17 protein-coding genes are annotated in these 24,825 nt (G+C 63.4%); 2 read left to right on the top strand and 15 right to left on the bottom strand.

Annotated elements, in window-relative coordinates:
* Positions 1 to 32: 32 nt before the first annotated feature.
* Positions 33 to 965 carry a LysR family transcriptional regulator gene (locus tag FEZ60_RS20870; RefSeq protein WP_045066351.1) on the top strand — a complete coding sequence of 311 codons (933 nt, stop codon included), beginning with the start codon at positions 33 to 35 and terminating at the stop codon, positions 963 to 965.
* A 62-nt stretch (positions 966 to 1,027) separates the two neighbouring features.
* On the opposite strand, the gene FEZ60_RS20875 is transcribed toward FEZ60_RS20870, so the two are convergent.
* The 13 genes from FEZ60_RS20875 to glf all read right to left on the bottom strand — a co-directional run bounded on the left by FEZ60_RS20875 (position 1,028) and on the right by glf (position 21,747).
* On the bottom strand, positions 1,028 to 2,569 hold the full coding sequence (locus tag FEZ60_RS20875; RefSeq protein WP_045066350.1) for an acyl-CoA carboxylase subunit beta: 1,542 nt from the start codon (positions 2,567 to 2,569) through the stop codon (positions 1,028 to 1,030).
* Positions 2,566 to 7,494: a polyketide synthase Pks13 gene (pks13, locus tag FEZ60_RS20880; RefSeq protein WP_242484761.1), complete on the bottom strand. Its 4,929-nt coding sequence runs from the start codon at positions 7,492 to 7,494 to the stop codon at positions 2,566 to 2,568. The genes FEZ60_RS20875 and pks13 overlap by 4 nt, the downstream gene beginning before the upstream one ends.
* Before the next feature lie 109 nt (positions 7,495 to 7,603).
* Entirely contained in the window at positions 7,604 to 9,493 is a 1,890-nt protein-coding gene (gene fadD32 / locus FEZ60_RS20885) for a long-chain-fatty-acid--AMP ligase FadD32 (protein WP_033235157.1), read from the bottom strand.
* 164 nt (positions 9,494 to 9,657) lie between these two features.
* Positions 9,658 to 9,933 (bottom strand): hypothetical protein, encoded by a 276-nt coding sequence (locus FEZ60_RS20890; RefSeq protein WP_033235158.1) that lies wholly within the window; start codon positions 9,931 to 9,933, stop codon positions 9,658 to 9,660.
* Between the two features lie 155 nt (positions 9,934 to 10,088).
* A complete protein-coding gene (locus FEZ60_RS20895; protein ID WP_095888091.1) occupies positions 10,089 to 11,042 on the bottom strand; it encodes a cutinase family protein in 954 nt (317 codons plus the stop codon).
* 3 nt (positions 11,043 to 11,045) lie between these two features.
* Positions 11,046 to 11,597 (bottom strand): DUF732 domain-containing protein, encoded by a 552-nt coding sequence (locus tag FEZ60_RS20900; protein ID WP_092805595.1) that lies wholly within the window; start codon positions 11,595 to 11,597, stop codon positions 11,046 to 11,048.
* 118 nt (positions 11,598 to 11,715) lie between these two features.
* Entirely contained in the window at positions 11,716 to 13,602 is a 1,887-nt protein-coding gene (locus FEZ60_RS20905; RefSeq protein WP_116103832.1) for an alpha/beta hydrolase-fold protein, read from the bottom strand.
* 366 nt (positions 13,603 to 13,968) lie between these two features.
* A complete protein-coding gene (locus tag FEZ60_RS20910) occupies positions 13,969 to 14,979 on the bottom strand; it encodes an alpha/beta hydrolase family protein (protein ID WP_045066340.1) in 1,011 nt (336 codons plus the stop codon).
* A gap of 318 nt (positions 14,980 to 15,297) precedes the next feature.
* Positions 15,298 to 17,214 carry a flagellar motor control protein ZomB gene (zomB, locus tag FEZ60_RS20915; RefSeq protein ID WP_033235161.1) on the bottom strand — a complete coding sequence of 639 codons (1,917 nt, stop codon included), beginning with the start codon at positions 17,212 to 17,214 and terminating at the stop codon, positions 15,298 to 15,300.
* Positions 17,192 to 18,097, bottom strand: coding sequence for a decaprenyl-phosphate phosphoribosyltransferase (locus FEZ60_RS20920; protein ID WP_092805591.1), 906 nt, complete (start codon positions 18,095 to 18,097; stop codon positions 17,192 to 17,194). The genes zomB and FEZ60_RS20920 overlap by 23 nt, the downstream gene beginning before the upstream one ends.
* Positions 18,094 to 18,642, bottom strand: a complete 549-nt coding sequence (locus FEZ60_RS20925) for a phosphatase PAP2 family protein (RefSeq protein ID WP_045066337.1) — start codon at positions 18,640 to 18,642, stop codon at positions 18,094 to 18,096. The genes FEZ60_RS20920 and FEZ60_RS20925 overlap by 4 nt, the downstream gene beginning before the upstream one ends.
* Positions 18,623 to 20,536: a glycosyltransferase gene (locus FEZ60_RS20930; RefSeq protein WP_116103835.1), complete on the bottom strand. Its 1,914-nt coding sequence runs from the start codon at positions 20,534 to 20,536 to the stop codon at positions 18,623 to 18,625. Before FEZ60_RS20930 ends, FEZ60_RS20925 begins: the two co-directional genes overlap by 20 nt.
* Positions 20,533 to 21,747, bottom strand: a complete 1,215-nt coding sequence (glf, locus tag FEZ60_RS20935) for a UDP-galactopyranose mutase (RefSeq protein ID WP_045066334.1) — start codon at positions 21,745 to 21,747, stop codon at positions 20,533 to 20,535. Before glf ends, FEZ60_RS20930 begins: the two co-directional genes overlap by 4 nt.
* A gap of 137 nt (positions 21,748 to 21,884) precedes the next feature.
* On the opposite strand from glf, the gene FEZ60_RS20940 reads away from it, so the two are divergent.
* Complete coding sequence (locus FEZ60_RS20940; RefSeq protein WP_172936895.1) at positions 21,885 to 22,451, top strand: DUF3558 family protein; 567 nt, start codon at positions 21,885 to 21,887, stop codon at positions 22,449 to 22,451.
* Between the two features lie 30 nt (positions 22,452 to 22,481).
* On the opposite strand, the gene FEZ60_RS20945 is transcribed toward FEZ60_RS20940, so the two are convergent.
* Both FEZ60_RS20945 and FEZ60_RS20950 read right to left on the bottom strand, forming a co-directional pair.
* Positions 22,482 to 23,633 (bottom strand): acyl-CoA dehydrogenase family protein, encoded by a 1,152-nt coding sequence (locus tag FEZ60_RS20945; RefSeq protein ID WP_033235166.1) that lies wholly within the window; start codon positions 23,631 to 23,633, stop codon positions 22,482 to 22,484.
* A gap of 2 nt (positions 23,634 to 23,635) precedes the next feature.
* Positions 23,636 to 24,817 (bottom strand): thiolase family protein, encoded by a 1,182-nt coding sequence (locus FEZ60_RS20950; protein WP_045066844.1) that lies wholly within the window; start codon positions 24,815 to 24,817, stop codon positions 23,636 to 23,638.
* Positions 24,818 to 24,825: the final 8 nt, after the last annotated feature.

The following is a 24,825-nucleotide window of genomic DNA, read 5'->3' on the forward strand; positions in this document are numbered from 1 at the left end:
ATTCGGATCGCATATTGCGTAGCATTACTACCGTGTTGAACCTCGAAAGGCTGCGTGCCCTGCACGCCGTCGCAGAAAACGGATCAGTTGCCGCTGCCGCGCGCACTCTGCACGTCACGCCGTCGGGCATCTCACAACAGCTGAACAAACTCGAGCGCGAAGTTGGTGTGGCGCTCCTCGTTCCCCAAGGCCGCGGGGTACGGCTCACCGAAGCGGGCCGCGTCCTCGCCCGGCGAACCGCCGAGGTTCTCTCGGTCCTCGCGCAGGCCGAAGCCGAAATCGCGTCGCTGCACAGCGAAGTGACGGGACGACTGCGCCTGGGTGCACTCGTCTCTCCCAGCCGGACGGTGCTGCCGAAAGCTGTCGCCGAGATCAAACGCGCGCATCCTCAACTCGAAATCACCTTCACCGAAGGCGAATCCGAGGAACTTCTCCCCGCCCTCATCCGCCGCGACCTGGATGTTGTTGTGGTCGACAGCTGGAGCACTCTGCCCATCGAACTCCCTGACGGACTCTCGTTCACCCCGGTGTACGACGACGTCGCGGTGGTCGCCATCCCCGCGTCACATCCGCTGGCGGAGAACAAGGTTGTTGCGCTGCGCGAGTTGTCCGACCACGCGTGGGCGAGTTGGACGCGCGGCACGGATTTCCACACCTTCACCGTCAGAGTCTTGCGCGCACAAGGATTCGACCCACGAATCGATTACGAGGTAGCCGAGTTCCCCGCGCAAGTGGAATTTGTGGCGCAAGGGCTTGCCGTAGCGCTGATTCCGCGTCTCGCGAGAGTGATACCACCGGTAGGTGTTCGGATGCGCGACACACTTCCGCCGCTGCGACGCGATATCTATGTAGCCTGGCGAACCGACAGCGAGCGGCCCGCTGTGCGGGCAGCGATCGAGGCGCTGCGTGAACAGTTCGATGCCCTGGATACAGCGCTGGATACGGCACAGGACACGGTTGACTAGGACAATTCAACGACAACGGCCCGGCACTTCGAAAGAAGTACCGGGCCGCGACAACTGAACGGTTACAGCGGCATCAAGTTGTGCTTGCGCGGGTTCTTGAAAATCGTCTTGTCCTTGAGCAACTTCAGAGCCTTACGGATTTCGAGACGCGTCTGTGAGGGCTCGATCACCGCGTCGATGTATCCGCGCTCAGCCGCGATGTACGGCGTCGCGACAAACTCGTTGTAGTAGTTGATCAGCTGAGCACGCACAGCGGGGGCATTGTCGCCGGCTTCGGCGAGCTGACGCCGACCCATGATGTTGACGGCACCCTCGGCGCCCATTACTGCGATACGTGCCGTCGGCCACGCGAGGTTGATGTCGGCGCCGAGCTGCTTGCAGCCCATGACGGCGTACCCGCCGCCGTACGCCTTACGAACCACCACGGTCACCTTCGGCACAGTGGCTTCGATGTACGAGAACAGGAAACGCCCGCCGCGCTTGATGACGCCGACTTTTTCCTGATCGACACCGGGAAGGAAACCCGGTGTATCGACGACAAAGACGAGCGGGATGTTGAACGCGTCGCACAGGCGGACGAAGTGCGCAGCCTTGTCGGAACTCGCCGCATCGAGGGCACCACTGAGGTACGTGGGCTGATTCGCGACAACGCCCACAGGCAAGCCGTCGACGCGGGAGAACCCGGTGATCACGTTGTGCGCGACCTGGGCTCCGATTTCGTGGAAGGTGCCGTCGTCGAAGATCCGCAGAATGATGTCGTGCATGTCGTAGCCGGCGTTGTCTGCGTCCGGCATGAAGGCATCGAGTTCGAGGTCCGTCTCGGTGATCTCGGGTTCGAGGCCCGGATTGATGAGCGGCGCCTTCTCCTGCCATGAGGAGGGCATGAAGCTCAGGTACTCACGCACCCACTCGAACGCAGCCTTCTCGTCCGGGGCGACGTGATGGATGTTTCCGTTCTCTGCCTGCTTGCGCGCTCCACCGAGGTCGTCAAGGCTGACCTCTTCGCCGGTCACCGATTTGATGACGTCGGGGCCGGTGACAAACATGTAGGACTCTTCGGTGGCAACCACGACGTCGGTGTTGATCGGCGCGTATACCGCTCCACCGGCACACTTTCCGAGAATCACCGAAATCTGCGGGCACACGCCGGACAAAGGCTCCTGACGTGAACCCATGTTGGCGTACCACGCCAGTGAGGAGACCGCGTCCTGAATTCGGGCTCCACCGGAATCGTTGATGCCGACGACCGGGCAGCCCACTTTGAGGGCAAAGTCGTTGACAGCGGCGACCTTCCGGCCGAACATCTCGCCGGCAGCGCCGCCGAACACCGTCTGATCGTGCGCAAATACAGCGACGGGGCGCCCGTCGACGGTTCCGTGTCCGGTCATGACGCCGTCGCTGTACGGATTGCCTTCGCCCGCCATTTTGACCAACGCGCCGATCTCGATGAAACTGCCTGGATCGAGAAGCATGTCGATGCGCTGACGGGGCGTGCTGTGCCCTGCCTCGTCGCGCTTGGCAATGGCCCGGGCGGAGCCGGGTTCCTTTGCCTTCTCCAACTTTTCGCGGAGTTCAGCAAGCTTCTCCGCGGTGGTTGTCGTCACTTCTGAACTCCGGTTTCCGCTGCTTTGATCTGGGCTGTTTCGATCTGGGCCAGCTTGGTGGTGAGGTCTGCCGCGACCTTCGAGATATACGGCTCGTCCACGATCTGCAGGTGATCCCCGCCGATGTAGACGACCTCGAGGTTCTTCACGTAGCTGCCCCAACCACCGTCTGCCTTACGGGTTTTGAACGCAGGCTCGAGCGTCATCAGTTCGTCGTGGTACTTGTCTGCCATGTAGATCACGACGTCGCCGTCGTAACTCTGGAACTTGGCGGTCTGGATGGCGCGATTGTCCAGGAACGACGTCCGCTGGTGCTCGATGATGCCGCCGGGGATCTTGACGCCACTCATCTTGATCATGTCCATCAGGAACTGCATCTGATCTTCATCGGATTCGATTTCTGCCAGAACATCCACGGGCAGTGGGACATCCAGGTTGTAGGTGCGCTTCGCGAAGGCTCCGTACCGCTCCCACCGCTTCCGTCGCTCCTCAGCAGTGTCGGGAACGTCCTCGCCGGCCATGACGGTGTCGAGCATGCCGACAACCCGCACATCGGCCCCCTGCTTGCGCAGGATGGCTGCGACGGCATACGCCAGCACGCCGCCGAGCGACCAACCGCACAAGACGTACGGTCCGTCACCCTGAATTTCACGGAGCAACGGCACGTATTCTTCGGCGCGCTTCTCGATCGGGCCTTCTGTGCGCTCGAACCCGTACATCGGCGTGCCGGCAGGCAGACGCTTGAGCAGTGGTTCGTACGCAACGGTGGATCCACCGGCCGGGTGGAACACGAATACCGGTACGGCAGTGGAACCTTCGGGGCGGCCGCGCAGAATACGCACCACTCCGTCGATCTTGCCCTCGTCTTCGAGGTACTGACGCACAACGTCCGCAAGGTCTTCGATCGTGCCTGAACCACGTACGTCGTCGACGGTGACTTCGCCGCCGGCCCGCTCGGACAGCCGGACAGCCAACTTCTGTGCCAGATCGTCGTCGACGGTGGGCAGAGCATTGAAAATGCCCTTGGCCGACTTGCCGGTGACCACTGCCCACGTCGCAAACGTCAAGCGTTCAGCGGCATCTCGCGGCGGGACGTCGGAACCTGCGTCGTCCGCTGTGCCCGCACGGGAAGGATCGGCAGCAGGCATCTCCACCGGGAGCTCTACTGAAGGCGAGACCACCTCGTCGTCGCCGGCATCCGCCGCCAACTTTTCGGCGGCCTGCTGATCGGCCATCGCCTGAACCTCTTCGCGGTTCTCGATGGCGTAGCGCAGGTACTTGTTGACCTCGAGCAGGCTTGCATCCTTGACTGCCTGGAGCTGCAACTGCGGAATGTCGAACTCGTACTCGACGCGGTTCTTGATGCGCATCGCCATGAGCGAATCGAGACCGAGTTCGATGAGCGGAACCTCGGCCGGCAGATCTTCCGGCGAGTAGCCCATGGATTCGGCTACAACGATCCTCAGACGGTCGTCGAGGCTCTGCGAACCGTGGGGATCCCACTTGTCGCCGGCATCTTCGACTACCTCGGCAAGAGCTTCCATAGTGCCCGTCGGACGGGCCGGTGCGGCGACGACAAGCTCGGGCAAAGCCTCACCCGACGTGACAACCGCGTCGAACAGCAACCGGAAGGAGCCGTTCTCGCGGGCATGCACCTGCACCGACGCTCCGCCCGGGTGCGGGTTGAGCGTAGTGGTGACCGTCGTGGCGCCTGAAAGCTCGCCGTGCGGGACGGCCGCGGTGAGCGTCACATCCGAAAGAACCTGAGCTGCAGCGGCAGTCACCAGAGCGGCCAAGTCGGAGACGACGGATGCGTCGGCTTCCCACACGTGGCGGCCGTCGGGCAGTGCAACGTGCGAACCGGGAGCGCGTCCCGAGCCGCCCGCATTGACCCGAATGTCGAGCCAGTACGGCTTGCGCACAAAAGCAGTGCGTGGCAGAACTGCGAATTCACCTGCGGGAAGCAGAGATTCGAGATTCACAGCGTGACCGTGAACGTACAACTGAGCCAAAGCCGACAGCACGCCGACGGACTCGTCTTCCTTACGCTTGAGCGTCTGAATGAGCTGCATGTCGTGCAGGCCGGCATCGAATGCCGTTGCGGCGACGGACATCAAGGTCACCGGATTGGGAGCAAGTTCCACAAACGTGGTGTGACCGTTGGCAACTGCCAGACGCACAGCGTTGGTGAAGTACACACTGTGGCGCAGTCCCTTGACCCAGTACGCTTCCTGGTGGATCGGCTCGTGGCCGGCCTTGTAGAACGTGTCCTGATCGACGGACGAGTAGACGCCCACCTTCAACGTCGACGCTTCGATACCGGCCAACTCGGCAGCCAGTTCGCCGAGCAGCGGATCTACCTGCGACGTATGGCTTGCACCCTTGGTCTGCAGAACGCGAGCCATCTTGCCGTCGGCCTCAGCGGCGGCGACGATTGCCTCGATATCGGGCTGCGGTCCACCGATCACCGTGTGCGTCGGCGCCGCGTACACGCAGACCTCGAGCTTGGGATACGTGGGCAGTAGCGCTTCGATCTCGGTCGCGCTGTATTCGAGCAGAGCCATCAGGCGGATGTCGTCACCGACCAGGGCGCCCTCGGCTTCGCCCATCAGACGCGAACGCGAACAGATAACGCGGACAGCATCTTCCAGGTTCAGGCCACCGGACACGTAGGCCGCCGCAGCCTCACCCATCGAGTGCGGAACAACAGCGGCGGCGTCGGCGCCGTGATGACGCAGCAGCGCGGCCAGGCCGACCTGAATGGTGAAGATCGCGACCTGAGCGGTTTCGACGTTGTACTCGAACGAGTCGTCGAGGAACATCTCCGCCACCGAGTACCCGGCCTCGTCCTGGATCAGCACGTCGACCTCGTCGACGGCTGCCTTGAACGCCGAGTTCTCCAGATACAGCTGCTTGGCCATCTTGCGGTGCTGCGAACCGAAGCCCGAGAACACCCACACCGCCCCCTTGGGCGACGGTGCGTCGGCGGAGAACACACCGGCAGCGGGCTTTCCGGCAGCAACGGCGCGCAGGGCGCTGATGGCTTCGGAACGAGTCTTGACCACAACGGCGGCGCGTGAGCGGCCGTGATTACGACGCGAGAGTGTGCGCGCGACATCCACCAGCGGCGTCGTGCTGCCCTCTTCGGTTTCGAGCCAGTCCGCCAGATCAGCGGCCGCGCGGCGACGACGCGACGGCAATGCGCCGGACACAGCGAGCACAACCGTCTGGTCTTCGACGAGCCCCATCGACTGCGCTGCGTCGGCAAGAACACCGGCAGCTTCGGTCTCGACATCCAGAGTCTCGACATCCAGATCAGCATCGGAGTCCGAAACAACAGCGGCTGCCGGCACGTACTCCGTCACCACGACGTGCGCGTTGGTTCCACCGAAACCGAAGCCGGACACACCGGCGATGGCCTTGCCGGTGTAGCGGGGCCACTCCGTGGCCTCGGGCGTCACCTGCAGGTGCGCCTTCTCGAAATCGATGTGTGGGTTCGGGCCCAGGTAGTTGAGCGTCGCGGGAATCTTGTTTTCCTGCATCGCCAGGACAACCTTGATCAGGCCGGCAGCACCGGCTGCGGCCTCGAGGTGCCCGAAGTTGGTCTTTGCGCTGCCGAGCAGTGCCGGCTTGTTGTCGTCACGTCCACGCCCGACAACGCGGCTGAGCGCGTCGGCCTCGATGGGATCACCGAGATCGGTGCCGGTGCCGTGAGCTTCGATGTAATCGACGGTGCTCGGCAGAATGCCGGCGTCGCGGTACGCAAAACGCAACACGTCGGCCTGAGCGTCCGGGTTGGGCGCGAGCAGTCCGTTGGAGCGGCCGTCCTGATTGACGGCGGAACCGGCGATGACGGCAAGGATGGAATCGCCGTCACGCTCGGCATCTTCGAGACGCTTGAGTACAACAAGTCCGCCGCCCTCGCTGCGAACGATTCCCTGTGCCTGAGCCGAGAAGGCGCGCAGTTTGCCGTCGGGAGCGAGCATGCCGATCTGATCGAACCCGAGAGTTCCGGGAGGGGCCAGCAGCATGTTGATGCCGCCGGCAAGAGCGATGTTGGAATCGCCGCTGCGCAGCGAGCGCACAGCCTCGTGCACTGCGACCAGCGAAGACGAGCACGCGGTGTCCAGCGCGATGGACGGCCCGCGGAAGTCGAAGAAGTACGAGACACGGTTCGCGACGACGGCCGTCGACGTTCCCGTCAGTGCGTACGGGTGGGCGTTCGTGGGGTCGCTGACCGCGAGCAACTGGTAGTCGTTGGCGGAACTGCCGATGAAGACACCGACCTGCTTGCCTTTGAGATCGCTCGCGGGAATGTGCGCATGCTCGAGCGCTTCCCAGGTCAGTTCGAGAGCGAGGCGCTGCTGCGGATCGACGTTGACGACCTCGAGCGGGGACATCGCGAAGAACTCCGCGTCGAATCCCTTGACGTCGTCGAGGTAGCCGCCCTTGGTGTTGGCGTTCTCGATCGCGGCCTTGAGAGCGGGATCGGACTTGAACTCGACCCAACGATCCTCGGGCAGGTCGCTGATGCCGTCGCGGCCCGCGGACAGCATCTCCCACATCTCCGACGGCGTATGTCCGGCGCCGGGGAAACGAGTCGACAAGCCGACGATGGCAATGTCGTGGGCATCCGTGCTGGCGCCTGGCGCGTAGTACGACGCGTCGACGCTCTCTTCCGGCACCTCGGGCTCGCCCTCGATGATCCGAGTGGCCAGCGACGCGATGGTCGGGTGCTGATACGCAACGGTGGCAGTCAGTGTGATTCCGAGCAGATCCTCGATGTCGCCGCTCAGGGCAACCGCATCACGTGATGCGAGCCCGAACTCCTCCATCGGACGATCGTCCGTGATCGTCGTGGCCGGCTGACCGGTCGCGTCGGCGATCCAGTTGCGTAACCACTCACGGAGCTGCGCGACACTCATGTCGACACCGCTCGCGTCAGCAGTAGCGCTCACGTCTACGGAACTGTCCTGCGCACCATCTTGTTCAACCATCAACTCACCAAGCTACCGATCATGAAGGGGATGTTCCTCAAACGCTATCGGGGAATGCCGTCTGCTGATAGCCACCACGCAGCGTCCCCTCGATGTAGCTTGCCTTGCACGCGCGGCGAGCGATCTTGCCGCTGGACGTACGCGGAATGGAACCGGCCGGAACAAGCAGGATGTCGCGTGCGGTCACACCGTGACGAGTCGAGATCGCGGCGCGGACCGTATCCGCGATCGGCTGCGGGTCGGCTTTACCGGCACCGGGTGCACGCTCGGCCACGATGACCAACTGCTCCGAGGAATCGTCGTCGTCGAACGTCAGACCCGAGTGGGAATTCGAGAAGACGACGGCAGGCAACTGGTTTGCCGGAACGGCAAACGCCGCGATGAAGCCCGGACGCAATGCGGGGCTCGCGTCCTGAGCGGAAGACTCGAGATCCTGCGGGTAGTGATTGCGGCCGTCGACGATCACCAGGTCCTTGACGCGACCGGTGATGTACAGCTCGCCGTCGACGTAGACGCCGTAGTCGCCGGTACGCATCCAGTGCGCGTCCAGCGGCAGATCGTCGGTGTGGCTGTCTTCCGGCAGGCGGTTGGTCAGCGTGTTGTGGAACGTCTCGGCGGTCTCTTCGGGGCGGCCCCAGTAACCGACGCCGATGTTCTCGCCGTGCAGCCAGATCTCGCCGACGTGGTTGTCGGGGACCTCGGTCTGCGTTTCGGGGTCGACGATGGCGGCCCACTGGCTGCGTGAGACGTATCCACAGGACACCTGCGCGATGGCGTTGTCGGCGTGCTGATCGACGATGACCATGCGGCCGTTGTTGAGCTCGTTGCGGTCGACGTAGATGACCTTGGCCTCGTCGGAATGCTTGGTCGACGACACGAAAAGCGTCGCCTCCGCCATGCCGTACGACGGCTTGATCGCCGTCTTGGGGAGACCGTAAGGCGCAAACGCCTCGTTGAATTTGCGCATCGACGCCGTCGTGACCGGCTCACTGCCGTTGATCAGGCCGATGACGTTGCTCAGGTCGAGGTGCTCGCCGTCCTTGGGCAGGCCACGGGCAGCAGCATGCTCGAAAGCGAAGTTGGGGGCGGCCGCGAAGGTGCCTGCGCCGTCCGAGGCCGCCGCGAGTTCCTTGATCCAGCGGTTGGGCCGCTGAACGAAGGCGCGCGGACTCATGATGGTGATGTACTTGCCACCGAACGCAGGCAGGATGACCGTCAGCAGACCCATGTCGTGAAACAGGGGCAGCCAGGTGACGCCGCGCGAATCTTCGGTGAGCTCGATGGAGTCGACCATCTGCAGTGCATTGGTGCCGACAGCACGGTGGGTGATCTCCACACCGGCCGGAACTCGCGTCGAACCCGACGTGTACTGCAGGTAGGCGATGTCGTCGAAGCCGATATCGGGGCGAACCCAGGTTTCGCCGACGGTATCGGGAATGGCGTCGACGGCGATGATGCGCGGGCGTTCGGCGGCGGGCAGCGAACGGAACAACGCACGCACACCTGCGGCCGATGATCCGGCAGTCAGGATTGCCGACGGCTTACAGTCCCCGAGAACGGCGTGCAGGCGATCGGAGTGGCCGGGCTCGTCCGGATCGAAAAGCGGAACGGCGATGGAACCGGCCTGGATGGCCGCGAAGAACGAAATGACATAGTCGAGACCCTGAGGTGCCAGGATCGCCACGCGGTCGCCAGGCTTGGTGACCTGCTGGAGGCGGGCGGCAACAGCACGCAGACGTACACCGAACTGGTGCCACGTCAGCTCCTGTGCTTCACCGTCACGCTCACGCGAGTAATCGATGTAGCGGTACGCGAGCTCGTCCGCGTTCACACGCGAGTGTTGCTCGACGTAGTCGACCAGAGTGAAGCCCTCTTTCAGGCGAATCCGGCCCTTCTCGTCGAGAAAACCATCGAACAGCGCGTTCATTCCATCTCCTCCGAAGCGATCACACAAGCATTTTTGGTCATGCTTGCGCCCCAGACTTCCTTCGCTCTCTCGGGTATATCGTCAATCAATCGAAACGCACTACGTGCGCAACTCACCTGAATCACTTCATCGATCCCAAACCATCGATATGTTACAGATCGGCATCATCCGCATCGCCGCGCGTGCTCGGCCTCAGGGATCGTGGCGAGCGAAGAACCGATCGTGGCGATCGTGTCCAGCGGCGTCGACACAGCCGATTCGCACTCCTCGAAAGTGCCGACTGCCAGGCACGCAGAGCCTGGCGGCTCCGGGGCGCCGCGCGTGCGCTCCACCGCTGCACCCCGCGGGATGCCGTGACCTGGAGTTGTGATCATCCCCACCCTGCAGCGAACTGCGAGCCGGGGCGCGCGACGCGCACCAAGGCTGTGGGTGGAACCCATGGATCACTCCTTCGTAGTCAAGGCTGGAACATCCGAACTTACTCGCCAGTCACGTTCGTGACAGCACTTTAGAGGACCAGGCGAGCAGTGGTCGCACTTTGCCACGACCAATCCAGCAGACTACTCGCCGACGCACCCCAGCCAGACAAAAAGGATCAACTGTGCGGCGGCGTCGGCGCACCGTTGATCATGTCCGCTGCCCACTGTGCCACCCATTGGGTCGCCGTCGTGCCCTCCGAATCAACTTGGAAGGAGTTGTACATGGCATGCACAGGATTGTTGTAGTACTCCGCCAAACGCGGCAGCGACGTCATGAGGTTGCCCGGATTCATCGCTCCTGCCGGGGCGTCACAGATTCCGTCACTCGGCGCACAGATCTGATAGGTGCGGTCGTTCAGCTTGCCGAACCCACCCTCACGGGGACCCGTCATCGTCAGACCCGGCAACTTCAAACCGTTCAGCGACAGCTCGGCACCCACACCGGCAACGCTTGGGCCAACGGTAATTCCGTACGCGGGATCACGACGCCCGTCCGCGATCAAGCCGACACCGAGCACCAGATCTGCCGGCACTGCGCCCGTCCCGTTGCCGATACTCGCGGCTACGTCACCGGCGATGACCGCGCCCTGCGAGAAGCCGGTGAGTACGTAACTCGTCAGTGGGCACTCGGCATGGCGCTGCACCAGAAAGTCGTTGGTGGCAGCAGTTCCCGCACCCCGGCTGTTGTTGTACGACTGCTGCCCGTCCGGCGGAAACGCCACCGGATTCGAGAACTGCGCAACGTAAGGAACCGTGTAGACATCCGCACGTGAAGCGTCGAACTGATTCTGCAAAGGACCCGTGACGTTGAGCATCAACGAAGCCGGATTTGCCGCCGGAGCATACGGATCGTCGGCAGCGCTGGACTCCCAGGTTCCAGGGATGGCAACTACCTGGACATCGGGACAACTAGCCGGCTGCGACGCCGGTTTCTCCGGTCCGGGTGGCAACGGCTCGGGTGTCGGCACCCGCCCGGCAAGGATGTACCAACCGCCGATCACCACGGCAGCGACCACCAGAATGATCAGCAGCGGGACCAGGCAACCCCGACGCTTTCCGCCTCGCGCCATCATCTATTTGCAGAATGTGGCGTTGGCGACATCGATGTAGATCTGAGCGTTGGCGGTGGCCTGCTCTGACGTGATCGCAGTGCCATCCGTCGCCGCGGAACCCACGACGGCCGTCACCAACGCAAGAATCTCCTCGTCCGAGGTGCCCTGAACATTCGCGGCGCAGATGTAGTTGGCCGTGTTGATCGCGATGCTGCCGTCACCCTCGGGAGTAACTCCCTTGGCCTTCAAACCGTCGAGGAATGCCTGTGCTTGCGGGTTGACCTCTACTTCTGTCGGACCGGGGAAACCCTCGATGCTCTGGGGCTGCTCCGGCGGAGCCGTAGCGGCCGCTCCGGGACTGGTGGGCGCTGCGGACGCCGTTGTGGTCGCGCTCGCGGAAGCCGAACTGCTCGCAGCCGACGACGATGCCGCGACGGACGTCGTGGTCGGGGTGGAGGTGACCGTCGAGTCGTCACTTCCACAAGCGACGAGCATCCCACCGGTGATCAGTGTCAGAGAGCCCACTGCGATCGCGCGCGCAAAAGTATTTCGGTTACCCGAGAAAAGCGACATCAATGTCCGTCCTTGCCTTCAGTCGAAAGTCCATCATCAGGTTACGCAACGCACAGCGGGCAGGCACCGATCCGTGATCGGGCCCGCCCGCCGTGCGTTGTGTGTCGTACGTTGCGTCCTACGGGTGAATCTCGGTCTTGCCGTCGATCACCGTGATCCAGCCGAACTGGAAGTTCTGCTGAGTTCCACCGGGGATGTCGAACTTGTCACTGAGCGGGTATCCGAGCTTGCCGCCTTCGTAGCCGACACTCTTCCATCCGTCGAAGATCGGGCCGTTGGCGACGGACCAGGCGCCCGTTGCGGGGCTCCAGTAGATGTTGCCGCCGTCGAACTCCGTGAAGCGACCGTTGTCCTTGATCGCCACTTCGTTGGACTTCGGGAACCCGAGCCATCCGTTTTCCCAACCGAGTTCGCCGTACTTGCCCATGATCATGCCGAGCACGGCGTACGTGCCGTTTGCACTGTTGTACATGGCGCCGATTTCGAAGCCCTGCACATTTCCGGCCTTGCCGGGGGTCGCGATCTCCGCTGCGGTGGGGTACTTGAGCGGACCGCCCTCGTAGCCCTGTGCTGCCCATTCGTTGAGGATCGCTCCGCGGACGGCGTGTGCGCCGGTCCACCAGGTCCAGTAGATGGAGCCGTTCTGGAAGTGGTTGAACCGTCCCTGACCGTCGGGGGTTCCGAGTTCAGGGGTCGTCGGGAAGCCGAGCGGGCCGGCAGCTGCGCCGGTGTTCATGTACTCGCCGGCGATACGGCCCGCGATGGGGTTAGCGCCGGTGGCGGAGGTCCAGTAGATGCGGCCGTTGCGGAAGTCCTGAGCCAGGCCACCCGCGACGCTGTACTCGGCAGTAACACAGTCACCGATCCAGCTGTTTGCCGCTGCGGTTGCCGCGATGGCACCCGAAGCGCCACATGCCGGCTTCTCCACGTCGGTGCCGAGCGCGTTGGCTAGCTGCGGCCACAGCTGATGAAGCTCGAACTGCCAGTACGGCCACGAGTGCGTGCCGGACGGGCGGTAATTGATCTGCGCGGGAATGCCGAGCGAGTTGAGCTTGGTCGCAAATGTCTGCGAGGTCAGGCGCGCAAGAATCTCGAGGCCCATACCGGCGTAGTTGGTGCTGACACCGGGGATTCCCGACGGCTGATCGTACGGTCCGGTGGTGCCGCTACCGCTCGAGACGTACAGGCTGACGCCCTTGAGCTTGTCGGCCTGGGTGTACGGATCGTGGGCTGCCCACTGCGGGTTCGACGGCGGGCCCCACATCGCTGCGGAGTTGAACTTGCCCGCGTCGTTCATCGCGAACTGGATTGCCTGCGGCATTCCGAGCGACGTCGTGGTGAGGATGCCCGAGAGCGACGCGGCGAACTTGAAGAATCCGGGGTTGCGCGCGGCAAGAGACATCGCGGCCGTGCCACCCATGGAGAGACCGACCACGCCGCGGGTCTGCGTTGTGCGCCAATCGTTCTCGAGGATGGACGGAAGTTCCTTGGTGAGGAACGTCTCCCACTGGTAGAACACACCGTTGTCGGCCTCGAGCCAGTCGGAGTAGAAGCTGGACTGTCCACCGACGGGGAGAATCACGTTGACGTTCTTGTCCGCGTAGAACGACTCGGCGTCGGTCTCGGCGGTCCAGCCGTTCTCGATGTCCGTGGCGCGAAGGCCGTCGAGCATCCAGACGGACGGGAAGGTTGCCGACGGGTTCACGTTCCAGTCGCGGGCCAGAAGGATCTGAACCTGAATGGGGATTCCCATCGACGGGGAGTTGATCCACAGTGCGACACGGCGCTCGCTGAGCCATTCGACCTTGCCGACGGTGGCGCCGCCCTGGTTCTGGGTTGCGGCGGGCGCGGTGAGGGCCGGACTCGGCGCAGCGGCAGCGGTTCCTGCCGTGGTCAGACCTGCTGCGATCGGCAGAACCAGCAGTGCTGCCAGCGCTCCGACGACCTTGGTTCTATAGGTCCCGAAGGACCGACTGCGGTCCCGCTTGGCAAGGCCTACTCGCATGAGTTCACTCTCTTTCCCTTACTTCCGGTCCGCGTGTCTTACTACCCGGTGTTTCACGTACTCGGTGTCTCACGTATTCGGTATCTCACGTGTTCAGTGCCTACGCGGCGAGGCATCTCTGCCTCGCACACCACCTCGGCGACCAGAGCCCTGTCGAAACTCTTTCTACACGGAAACGACTCCGACTAGGGGTTGCCGCGCTGTTACTGGTGGTGCAATTGTTACCGAAGTTCCTGTTTACGGCATCTCCAAAACAGAAGTGCCGTTCCGGTCTTCCTCACGGAAGTCCGGAACGGCACTTGTCTGTCTAGGTCTTGCGGTGATGCAGCGCCACGCAGTGATGCACGGTAAAGCGGTGAAGCATGGTCACCAGGCGTTCATGGTGTCGAGGATCTGGCCGCGGGCCTTGAACAGTTCCTCGGACCAGTACGCCCACGAGTGGGTGCCGTTGGACGGGAAGCTGTAGGTGGCCGGAATGCCGAGCGTGTTCATCCGGATCTGGAATGCACGGGTGTTGGCCAGCGCAAGTGCTTCGAGGCCCATGGCGTTTGCCGTGTTGTAGTAGCCGACCAAGCCCTTGGGGTTGTCGTACTTACCGGTCAGACCGCTTGCTGCGGAGATGTACATCGACAGGCCCTTGAGGCGAGGCGCGAAGACGAACGGGTCGTTGCGCAGCCATGCCGGGCTCCACGGGGGTCCCCACATGGAGTCGACGTTGAAGCGGCCGGCATCGAGCATCGCGACGCGGATTGCTTCACGCATACCGGGAGCCGAGATGTTCAGGTAACCCGACAGCGAGCCGGCGAACTTGAACTGGTCGCGGTGGTACGCGGCGAGAGTCAGTGCGGCACTGCCACCCATCGACAGGCCGAGGACAGCGTTGTTGTTAGGCGAGACGCCGTAGTTCGCGAGGAAGTTGGGCAGCTCTTCCGTGAGGAAGGTTTCCCACTTGTAGGTCATCTGCTGACCGTTGAAGTTCGAGGGTGCGTACCAGTCCGTGTAGAAGCTGGACTGTCCGCCGACCGGCATCACGAGGGTGATGTTGTCGTTGCGGTACTGCTCGAGAGCGTTGGTCTCGAAGGACCACGCATTGGCATCGTCACGAGCGCGGAGGCCGTCGAGCAAGTAGAGGGCAGCGTTTCCGCCGCGAGCGGCCCACTGGACCTGAACCTTGATGTTGCCCATCGTGGAGGGCACCCACAGCTCTTCGAATCCGCCCCACGGCGCGGTCTGGACCGGCGCAGCGTGCGCGGGAGCAGCGGTAGCAACTGCGCTACCGGCGACGCCTGCGGCAAGGGGAAGCACGAGTGCTGCCGCACCGATGGCAAGTGCTCGGTGCTTGAGGCGCTGTGTCAGCCTCGTCGGGGCAAATCGCATGGATACTGCTCTCTCTCTTCGTCTGCGGTAGCTACCCCCGACTAGGGGAAGTACCGACGGATTCCGTCGGGGAACAGGTATGTGCGCCAGCCTGGACAAACCAGACTGGCAGCGGACCTCGTTCCAAGTCACACTGCGCTCGGTGGACCCTATGTCACAGGTTTGGTTGTGACAAATGGATCTCAACCACCGGGCGCTTCTCCCCTGGTGCTCACGGGAGCATTTCGGGTAGGTGAATCGTCTTCGGATACATCGGCGCCGATCACGGGAGCGTTACGGGATCGCAACATGTTTTCTCCTACGGCATAGTGATCTGCATCACTTTTGGGTTTCAAGTGGCACAAGACCACATCGCTGTAGTTCGTACGCGGGCACTCGATCGAATCGATATTTTGCCAAGTCGAATGCCTGACGGAAGTTCTGCTTGAATCGCGCCCACGTCAATTCACTGCGGTAGGAGGTCAGCAACTCCTGCGTTTCCGGACAGGTCAGCGCCAGCTTCGCGTCAGCTACCCATTCCTCGTCGAGGAAGAAGGGCAGCCACGGGTGGACGTCGACCATCCCGGTGTCCGCAACCACCCAATCCGGATACAGGTTCTTGTCGTGACCGATCCGGCCGTCTTCCAGCCTCTCCGTGTGCGCGGCGAGCGGGTACGCCAATCCCATCTGATCGAGCACACGAACGTCGAGCCCGACGTTCATGCTCGTCATACCGAGGTTCAGGAAGAAAACGACATGCTCGCCCGATTCGTCTATCGGCCCTGGCGGCGGAACGACGAACCACGCGTTGTAACTGGGAGACGGAATGAGTAGTCCACCGTCCGGGGTGTCCGCGATGGTCTCGACCATTGCTCGCATCCAGGGGTAGTCGAGGTAGTCCTCGGCTCGGATCGGATGCTCGTGACCGGTGTTGAGAGCGTAGAACGCACGCTCGTCGACGATGCCCGAGCGTCCGACGATCGAGCCTTCCGGCATGCCGGTGGTATTTGCGGCGACGGCTGCCCACACGATGGTCCCCACCCACAGCACTGCGGAGACACCGAAGATCGCGGTGTCCCGGTTGCGGCCGAATGCCGTGCGCGCTGGGACGCGAAGCGGAATGACCGCCACCGGGATCAGAAGGCAGAACAACACCGGAAGCAGGACGCGGCCGTGCATGAAGTCGCCACCGACTCGAACCGAGTACACACCCAGAATCAGGCCGCTACCGAGAATGAACGTGACAACGGCGCGTGGGGTGCGCAACCACGCCTGCAACCGCACCCAGCGCGACCCTGAAACGGTCTGGGGCGCGGACGTGCGCTCGTTCCTGCCGATCGCAAGAAGTAGCAGCGCACCGACCAGGAGAAACAGCAAAGGCAACCACAGCAAGTACGGTCCGACGAGATTCCACAGATAGGCAAATCCTTGCGACCACTTTGCACCGCCTGCATCCTTCGAGACCGCGGTATTGGGGTACGGAAGCCCGTAATAACCCATGCGCCAGATCTGGTACGCCACCGGAACGAGTCCGGCGACAACCACGATCATCGCGCGGACCTTCCACGTCAAGCCTGCGGACACGACGATCATCATCAGCGCGAGAGCACCAGGGATCGCCATCTCCGGGCGCACGAGGGGCCCGAGCCCGGCAACAAAAGAGAGAATCAGAATCGACGCCGTCGACGGTACTGACGCCTGTGCCCACCGAACCATCAGCAACCACAGCAGCGCGATCCAGAAGATCACCAGGCACGTCTCGAGGCCGGACGTCGCAAAATCTCGGGCGGGCGGAACAGCAATGTAGACGAGAACGCCGGCCGGAACGAGGAAAACCGTCCCGCCGACGCCTGGTCGCAGATCGCGGTACAGGCGGGCCGTTCCGAGCATCGCCAAGACCACAGCTGCGGTCGAGAGCACCAAAGCGATTGCCAGGACGACATATTCGAGCCGGATCTGCGTCAGCCAGCCGAAGGCGTAGACGATGTAGGTCCACGCGGTACTCGTATTCGCCTCGACGCGTTCACCGGCATTGAAGACGGGGCCGTTGCCGGCCAGCAGATTTCGCACCGTGCGCAGGACGATCAGTCCGTCGTCGGCGATCCATCGACGCTCCCACGCTCCCCAGAACGTGAGGACGGCAGCAAGCACCACCCCGCCGAGGAAAACTGCTCGGTTAGGGGTGGTGCTCGGTGCCGCGGTGTCGGCGACCTGGTCGGCTTCAGTGGCCGGCTCAGACGATGTAGACAGCGACACCCACTACTCCGATCCACGCCACTGCGAGGAATTGCAGAACCCGGTCACCGAGCGCGATTTCCTCGGGCTCACCGGCTTCGCCGCCGTCGACGTCCACGGCGTACCGCAGCACTGCGACAGTGAAGGGGACCATCGAAATGGCGTACCAGTTGGTGCCCTTGATGTCGTCCTGCTGGAAGGCCCACAGTCCGTAGCAGAGCACGAGTGCCGTCGCGGCCATCGTCCACACGAACCGCAGGTAGGTCATCGTGTAGCTCTCGAGCGACTTGCGGATCTTGGCGCCGGTACGTTCGGCCAGCTTCAGTTCGGCGTACCGCTTTCCGGCAGCCATGAAGAGCGAACCGAATGCCATCATCAGCAGGAACCACTGCGACAGTTCGATCTCGGCTGCGACGCCACCGGCTATGGCGCGCAACAGGAATCCGGACGACACGATGCAGATGTCGATGACGGCCTGGTGCTTCAAACCGAAGCAGTAGGCAAGCTGGATGACGATGTACACGGCCATCACCACGGCAAGTTGCCAGTTGGCGATGAACGAGAGAGCGATCGAACCGGACAGCAGCACCACGGCCATGCCGTACGCGATGTTGACGGGCAGAACTCCGGCCGCGATGGGGCGGAAGCGCTTGGTGGGATGCGCTCGGTCTGCCTCGACGTCCATCGCGTCGTTGACGAGGTAGATGCCGGACGCCGCCATGCAGAACACGACAAATGCCAGCGCGACGGGCAAGAGCACGTCGGCTTCGGTGGCTGTGCCTGCCGCGATGGGCGCGGCGAGCACGAGAACGTTCTTGACCCACTGGCGTGGGCGGAGCGCCTTGACGATGCCGGCGGGCAGGGACTTAGGGGGTCCGCTGACCGTGGCCGCTTCCTCGCTCATTTCTCTCCATATTTCTGTTCGGCCTTATGCACCAGCGCCGCGGATGCGGCGCCCAGTGCCGCACCGGCAAGCACGTCGGTCGGGTAATGAACTCCCAGAACCAGGCGCGAAAGCATCATCGGGGGCACCAGCAACGCCGGTAAGGGTAGCCCGGTGAGTCGACCGATCAGGAATGCCGCCGCCGTCGTCGACGTGGCGTGCGAGGACGGGAAGCTCAGCTTGCTCGGCGTCGAGACGTTGACCTGCAACGACGGGTCGGACGGGCGTTTGCGCCGCACGACACGCTTGATCACGACCGACGCGGCGTGTGCCCCGAAGGCACCGACGGCAGCGCCAGCCCATTCGCGGCGACGCGGCTTGTCGACGGCAGCGCCGACGGCAGCGATCGCGATCCAGCCGAGTGAGTGCTCACCGAAGTGCGACATTCCGCGAGCAACGGCGACGGCTCCAGGCACCTGCCCGACGGTCGACTGGATTCCGGCGAGGATCCTGACCTCGGGAGATACAGCCTCGGGAGATACAGCCTCAGGAGATACCGAAGACACGTTCCCACCTTTCCGTGCTGGTCAGTGAAGGAACGGCATCCTGGTACTGCTTCTTCAGTTCGGGGAACCTGGCAGCAAGTTCGCGGCGCAACCGGGTGGCTTCCTTGAGCAGTTCGAGTGCCTGCTTGGGGTTGCGCTTGCGGTAGACGACTCCGCGGCCGTCGGCGGTGGTGACGGTGACGCCGTCCACCTGCGAGAGCAGGAACCAGCGGGCGTCGATGGTCGGCACGTTGAGCTGGGGTCGCTCGAGGTGTTCGGCCTTGGCCGGCTTCACGTTGTGAACGGCGGCCCGAAGGACTCGGGTCACCTTCGCGACGGTGGTGAGCGGCAAGCTCACGTCTCCGACGTCGGCACCTGACGGCAGTGGCAGTTCCGTCGACGACGGCAGTACGACGGCGTCGGAGAATTCCTTGCGCTGGGCGTGTACCTCGCCGAGTGCGGTCGGCAGCATGTTCGCGACGTGCTCGGGGCCGGCGAGGAAGTCGGCGATGGCCTTGTTCTGGATTGCGACGGTGGAGTACTCGAGGCACAGCAGGTGCTTGAGCGTTGCCTTCACCGTGTTGACCACGAGGCCGCGTCCGTTGCCCGGCATGTGCAGTGCGGCAACGACGAGACGGTTGCGGAGGTGGAAGTACGCCTGCCAGTCGATGGCGTCGTCCTTGTCGCTCCACGCCATGTGCCAGATCGCGGCACCCGGAAGTGTGACGGTCGGGTAGCCGGCTTTCTTTGCGCGCAAACCGTATTCGCAGTCATCCCACTTGATGAAGAGCGGGAGTGGCTGCTTGATTTCTTCGGCGACCTGGCGCGGGATCATGCACATCCACCAGCCGTTGAAGTCGACGTCGATGCGGCGGTGCAGGAGCTTCGATTCGCGCAGCGGCTTCTTCGAGAAGTCGTGGTCGTATTCGACGTTCGGCGCTGCGGTCCACATGAAGATGCCGCGGTTGACCACTTCACCCATCACATGGAGGTGGCTGCGTTCCTGCAGGTTGAGCATCTGGCCGCCCACCAGCATCGGCGATTTCGCGAACCTAGAGAAGGACAGGGCGCGCAGGATCGAGTCGGGTTCGATCTCGATGTCGTCGTCCATGAACAGGATGTGCTGGCACGACGTGTTCTTGAGTGCCTCGTACATGATTCGGCTGTATCCGCCGGAGCCGCCGAGGTTGCCCTGATCGTGGATGGTAAGCCGATCACCAAGCGCTGCAGCGGCTTCGGTGAATCCGGGTTCGTCGCGCACCTTGCGGGTGCCTTGATCCGGCATGATGACTGCCTTGATCACGTCGGACACCAGCGGATCGGATGCCAGCGCGGCAAGTGCCTTCACGGCGTCCGTCGGGCGGTTGAACGTCGGAATACCCACGGCGACAGTCGCTTCGCCGGGAGCCTCGACGGGGGCGTACCAGCCGCCACTCTCGACAACCACGGCCGAATCGGTGGTGATGTCGAACCAGATCCAGCCACCGTCTTCGAACGGCGCCAATTCGATCTCGAACTCGAGACCGGCGTCGCCGTCGTGGAATTCCTTGCCCTCCACGTGAATTCGCGAGGAATCCGCCTTGGAACGGTAGATGTCGACGCGGCCGTGGCCGGACAGTTCCAGACGCAGGACCACCGATTTCAGGATGGACCAGCGTCGCCAGTAGCTGGCGGGGAAAGCGTTGAAGTAGGTGGCAAACGAGACCTCGGTCTCGGCGCCGAGCGCTACAGACGTGCGCGAAGTCGAGTGCGCCCGCCGGCTGTTGGACCAGGACTCTTCCAAGTAGAGCGTACGAACGTCGAGTGGTTCACCGGCGCGCGGCAGGATGATCCGCTGGAGAAGCGACTTACCGAGGTAACTCACCTCGTCCCCCACGTCGGCGTTTTCACCCTCGAGTAGATGACGTGCGTTCATTCGCTCTCCCCTGCCAATTCCGCACCCGATTCCAGATGCGGACGCAGGGTGTTCTCGAACATCGTCAGCGCACTGGCAATGGCCATGTGCATGTCGAGGTACTGGTAGGTGCCCAGGCGGCCACCGAACAGCACCTTGTTGTCAGCGGTTTCCGCCTTGGCGCGTGAGCGGTACGCGGCGAGCTTGGCGCGATCCTCCGGCGTGTTGATCGGGTAGTACGGCTCGTCGGTCGACTCGGCGAAGCGTGAGAACTCGCGCATGATGACGGTCTTGTCGGCCGGGTACTCGCGTTCCGGGTGGAAGTGGCGGAACTCGTGGATGCGGGTGAACGGGACGTCCGCGTCGTTGTAGTTCATGACCGGGGTGCCCTGGAAGTCGCCGACTGGCAGAACTTCGGTCTCGAAGTCGAGGGTCCGCCAGCCCAGCTCACCTTCGGAGTAGTCGAAGTAGCGGTCGAGCGGGCCGGTGTAGATGACGGGTGCGTCGGGGTTGGCGCTGCGCAGCTCGTCCCGGACGTCGAAGTAGTCGGTGTCGAGACGGACCTCGATCTTGGGGTCCGTGACCATGTTCTCGAGCCACGCGGTGTAGCCGCCGACGGGCAGGCCCTCGTACGTGTCGTTGAAGTAGCGGTTGTCGAAGTTGTAGCGGACCGGCAGGCGGCTGATGTTGGCCGCGGGCAGCTCCGTGGGATCGGTCTGCCACTGCTTGGCGGTGTAGTCACGCACAAAGGCTTCGTACAGAGGGCGGCCGATCAGCGAGATCGCCTTCTCCTCGAGGTTGGAGGCGTCCTTCGCATCGATCTCGCTGGACTGTTCCGCGATGAGCGCGCGTGCCTCTTCCGGCGTGAAGTACCGGCCGAAGAACTGCGAGACGAGGCCAAGCCCCATGGGGAACTGGTACGCCTGGCCCTTGTGCAGCGCAAAGACGCGATGCTGGTAGTTCGTGAATTCCGTGAACTGGGTGACGTAGTCCCAGACCTTCTTGTTGGAAGTGTGGAACAGATGCGCTCCGTACTTGTGGATCTCGATGCCTGTCTCCGGCTCGGGCTCGGAGTAGGCATTGCCACCCAGGTGGTGACGGCGATCCAGAACCAGCACTCGCTTACCCAACTGGGTGGCGGCGCGCTCGGCGATGGTCAGCCCGAAGAATCCCGAACCGACGACGATGAGGTCGTACTGAGCAAGGGCGGTCTCTGAATTTGCAGCGGTCACGATGAACCAGGGTATCGGACCTGATCTACCGGGGGCGTATTAGCAGTCGTGATCACACCCGCTGTGGAACCGATACCCGGTTCGATACGTCCAAGCACGTGGGCTGCCCGGGTGGGCAGCGGGAGGTGGGGCCCAACATGACACGCATAGCCGGAGCGCTGATGCTGGCGACCGTTCTGATCTCGGTGGTGACCGGATGCGGTCGCAGCGTCGAAGGGACTGCGCGGGCGCAGGCGGCAACGGCCACGCTCGAACAGTCCCCAACCAGCACCACACCGTCCCCCGAACCAGCAGCCGACGACGGTTTGTGCAACATTCCCGACGACGTCGCGACGGAGTTGAACGTCGACAAGTCCACCGCTGAGCGGTCGATGGAATCGGCTACCACGCTGCTGGACGACTGCGCGTGGCGTGGCCCGGATTTCGAGTTGCGAATCGCGAGCTACGAAGTTGTTGCGGCCCCATTTGCAGCGCGTCTTGCGCAGGAAGTCTCAGCCGACAGCAAAGAAATCACCATCGGCACACATCAGGCATTTGTTCTCACCCAATCCGAGGAGGAGTTCGAACCCGGCTGCGTGATCGTCCTGGACATGATGGACAACAGCATCGTGGTCATCAGGGAAGACGACACCTACATCAGTCGCGCCAGCATGTGTTCTCGCGTCCGTTCTGCCGCGACCACCATCGAAGACGCCCTGGAGTGAGACGGCCAGGGCGTCCTCGAGAGCTGGCGTCTACAGACTCTTCGCGATGATTCCCTTCATCACTTCGTTGGCGCCGGCGTAGATCTTCTGCACGCGGGAGTCTTCGTACATGCGCGCGATCGGGTATTCGCGCATGTAGCCGTAGCCGCCGTAGAGCTGAACACAACGGTCGACAACGGCACACTGCTGCTCGGTGAGCCAGTACTTGACCATCGCGGCGTCGGCGCCGTCCAACTCACCGTTGAGGTGATCCTCGATGCAATTGTCGAGGAAGACACGGCAGGTGCGTGCGATCGTCTGGCACTCGGCCAGTTCGAAGGCGGTGTTCTGGAACTCGAAGAGGCTGTGCCCGAACGCTTGACGCGCCTTGGTGTACGCGACGGTCTCCTCGACTGCACGCTCGATGGTGCCGATGGCCTGAGCGCCGATGATGAGACGCTCCTGCACCAACTGCGCCATCAGCTGACCGAAGCCGAGGCCTTCGGACTCGCCCAGGAGATTCGAGACGGGAACGCGGACGTCCGTGAACGAGAGCTCGGACGTGTCGGCTCCGTGCTGGCCGACCTTGTCGAGCACGCGGCCCACGGCAAAGCCCTCGCAGTCACGCAGATCGACGATCAAGAGCGAGACACCCTTGGCGCCGGCCTTGGGGTCCGTCTTGACGGCGAGCACGATCATGTCGGCGCTGCCACCGTTGGTGATGAAGGTCTTCGACCCGTTCACCACGTAGTGGTCACCGTCGCGGATAGCCGACGTCGTGATTGCCTTGAGGTCGGAACCTGTTCCCGGCTCGGTCATTCCGATGGCGCCGAGGATTTCGCCCGTCGCCATGCCCGGCAGCCACGCCTGCTTCTGCTCTTCGTTGCCGTACTCGAGCACGTAGTGCGCGACGATGCCACTGTGCACGGAGTTACCAAGCGCGTAGTCGCCGCAGTACCCCTGCGCCTCGAAGACAGCGAGGTCGTGCGCGAAGGTTCCGCCGCCCCCGCCGTATTCCTCGGGAATGGAGCAGCACAGCAGGCCGAGCTTGCCGGCTTCGAGCCACACGGAACGGTCGACGCGATGCTGAGCGTCCCACTGCTCACGCTTGGCGATCAGCTCACGATCGAAGAAACCGCGAGCCAGTTCGGCGACTGCGGTGATCTCGTCGTCGTACCACGACGGCTTGCGCTTGGTTCCCATGATCAGACTCGCTTGAGCAGGGCGGCGAGGGCCTGGCCGCCACCGATGCACATGGTGACGATGCCGAATTCGAGGTCGCGGCGCACCATGTCGCGGGCAGCGCGCAGCGTCAGGATCGCGCCGGTTGCGCCGACGGGGTGGCCGAGGGCGATGGCGCCGCCGTACGGGTTGGTCTTCTCCGGGTCGAGGCCGGCGTCGCGGATGACGGCGATGGCCTGCGAAGCAAATGCCTCGTTCACCTCGGCGGTGCCGATGTCGGACGGCTTCAAACCTGTTTGTGCAAAGAGCTTTTCGAGGGCGAGCACGGGAGCGTAGCCCATCAGGCCTGGCTCCATGGCTGCCGTCGTGACGGCTTCGAGCGTGACCAGACCGGTCAAGCCGCGCTTGGCTGCCTCGGTGCCCGTGGCGAGAACGAGGGCTGCTGCGCCGTCGTTGATGCCCGACGCGTTGCCGGCGGTGACGGAGCCGCCCTCTTCGAATGCGGGGCGCAGCTTCGCGAGGGTTTCCATCGTGGTGCCGGGCTTGGGGTGCTCGTCCTCGGTGACGGTGACGGAGCGACGGCCACCGGTTTCGACCGCGGTGATCTCCTCGGCGAAAGCGGCCTTTGCGGCGTCGGTGGCTGCGCGTCGCTGCGATTCGACGGCAAACTCGTCCTGCTGCTCGCGGCTGACGCCGTACTTACGGGCGACGGCTTCGGCGGTGCGGCCCATGTGGGCGTTGCTGAAGGGGTCGGTGAGCATCGCGACGGTGCCGTCGACGAGGCCGTGATCGCCCAACTTGAAGCCGGCGCGGGCGGAGAAATCGTAGAACGGCATGCGGGACATGCTCTCGTCGCCGCCGGCGAGCGTGATGGCGGCGGCGCCCCAGCGCATCTGCATGGCTGCCGACCAGATTGCCTGCAGACCGCTGCCACAGAGGCGGTTGACGGTGTACGCGGGAACGTTCTCGGGCAGTCCGGCTGCGATGCCGACGCGGCGCGCGTTGTAGGCGTCTGGACCGACCTGGCCGATGCAGCCCATGACAACCTCGTCGATGTCCTCGGGTGCAACGCCGGCGCGGGTCAGCGCGGCCTTGGCAGCCGTGGCGCCGAGCTCGTGTGCGGGGACGTCCTTGAAGACGCCACCGAAGCTACCGACCGGGGTGCGAGCCCCGTCGACGATGACGATCGGTTCGGGTGTGGTCATGATTGTCC

The sequence above is a fragment of the Rhodococcus sp. MS16 genome (assembly GCF_013277795.1).
GTDB lineage: Bacteria > Actinomycetota > Actinomycetes > Mycobacteriales > Mycobacteriaceae > Rhodococcus_F > Rhodococcus_F globerula.

Bases quoted from the DNA above. Each gene is read 5' to 3' on its own strand.
- pks13 (WP_242484761.1), bottom strand. From the start codon at position 7,494: ATGAGTGTCGCGCAGCTCCGTGAGTGGTTACGCAACTGGATCGCCGAC.
- fadD32 (WP_033235157.1), bottom strand. From the start codon at position 9,493: ATGAACGCGCTGTTCGATGGTTTTCTCGACGAGAAGGGCCGGATTCGC.
- FEZ60_RS20890 (WP_033235158.1), bottom strand. From the start codon at position 9,933: ATGGGTTCCACCCACAGCCTTGGTGCGCGTCGCGCGCCCCGGCTCGCA.
- FEZ60_RS20895 (WP_095888091.1), bottom strand. From the start codon at position 11,042: ATGGCGCGAGGCGGAAAGCGTCGGGGTTGCCTGGTCCCGCTGCTGATC.
- FEZ60_RS20900 (WP_092805595.1), bottom strand. From the start codon at position 11,597: ATGTCGCTTTTCTCGGGTAACCGAAATACTTTTGCGCGCGCGATCGCA.
- FEZ60_RS20905 (WP_116103832.1), bottom strand. From the start codon at position 13,602: ATGCGAGTAGGCCTTGCCAAGCGGGACCGCAGTCGGTCCTTCGGGACC.
- FEZ60_RS20910 (WP_045066340.1), bottom strand. From the start codon at position 14,979: ATGCGATTTGCCCCGACGAGGCTGACACAGCGCCTCAAGCACCGAGCA.
- FEZ60_RS20920 (WP_092805591.1), bottom strand. From the start codon at position 18,097: ATGAGCGAGGAAGCGGCCACGGTCAGCGGACCCCCTAAGTCCCTGCCC.
- FEZ60_RS20930 (WP_116103835.1), bottom strand. From the start codon at position 20,536: ATGAACGCACGTCATCTACTCGAGGGTGAAAACGCCGACGTGGGGGAC.
- FEZ60_RS20940 (WP_172936895.1), top strand. From the start codon at position 21,885: ATGACACGCATAGCCGGAGCGCTGATGCTGGCGACCGTTCTGATCTCG.
- FEZ60_RS20945 (WP_033235166.1), bottom strand. From the start codon at position 23,633: ATGGGAACCAAGCGCAAGCCGTCGTGGTACGACGACGAGATCACCGCA.
- FEZ60_RS20950 (WP_045066844.1), bottom strand. From the start codon at position 24,817: ATGACCACACCCGAACCGATCGTCATCGTCGACGGGGCTCGCACCCCG.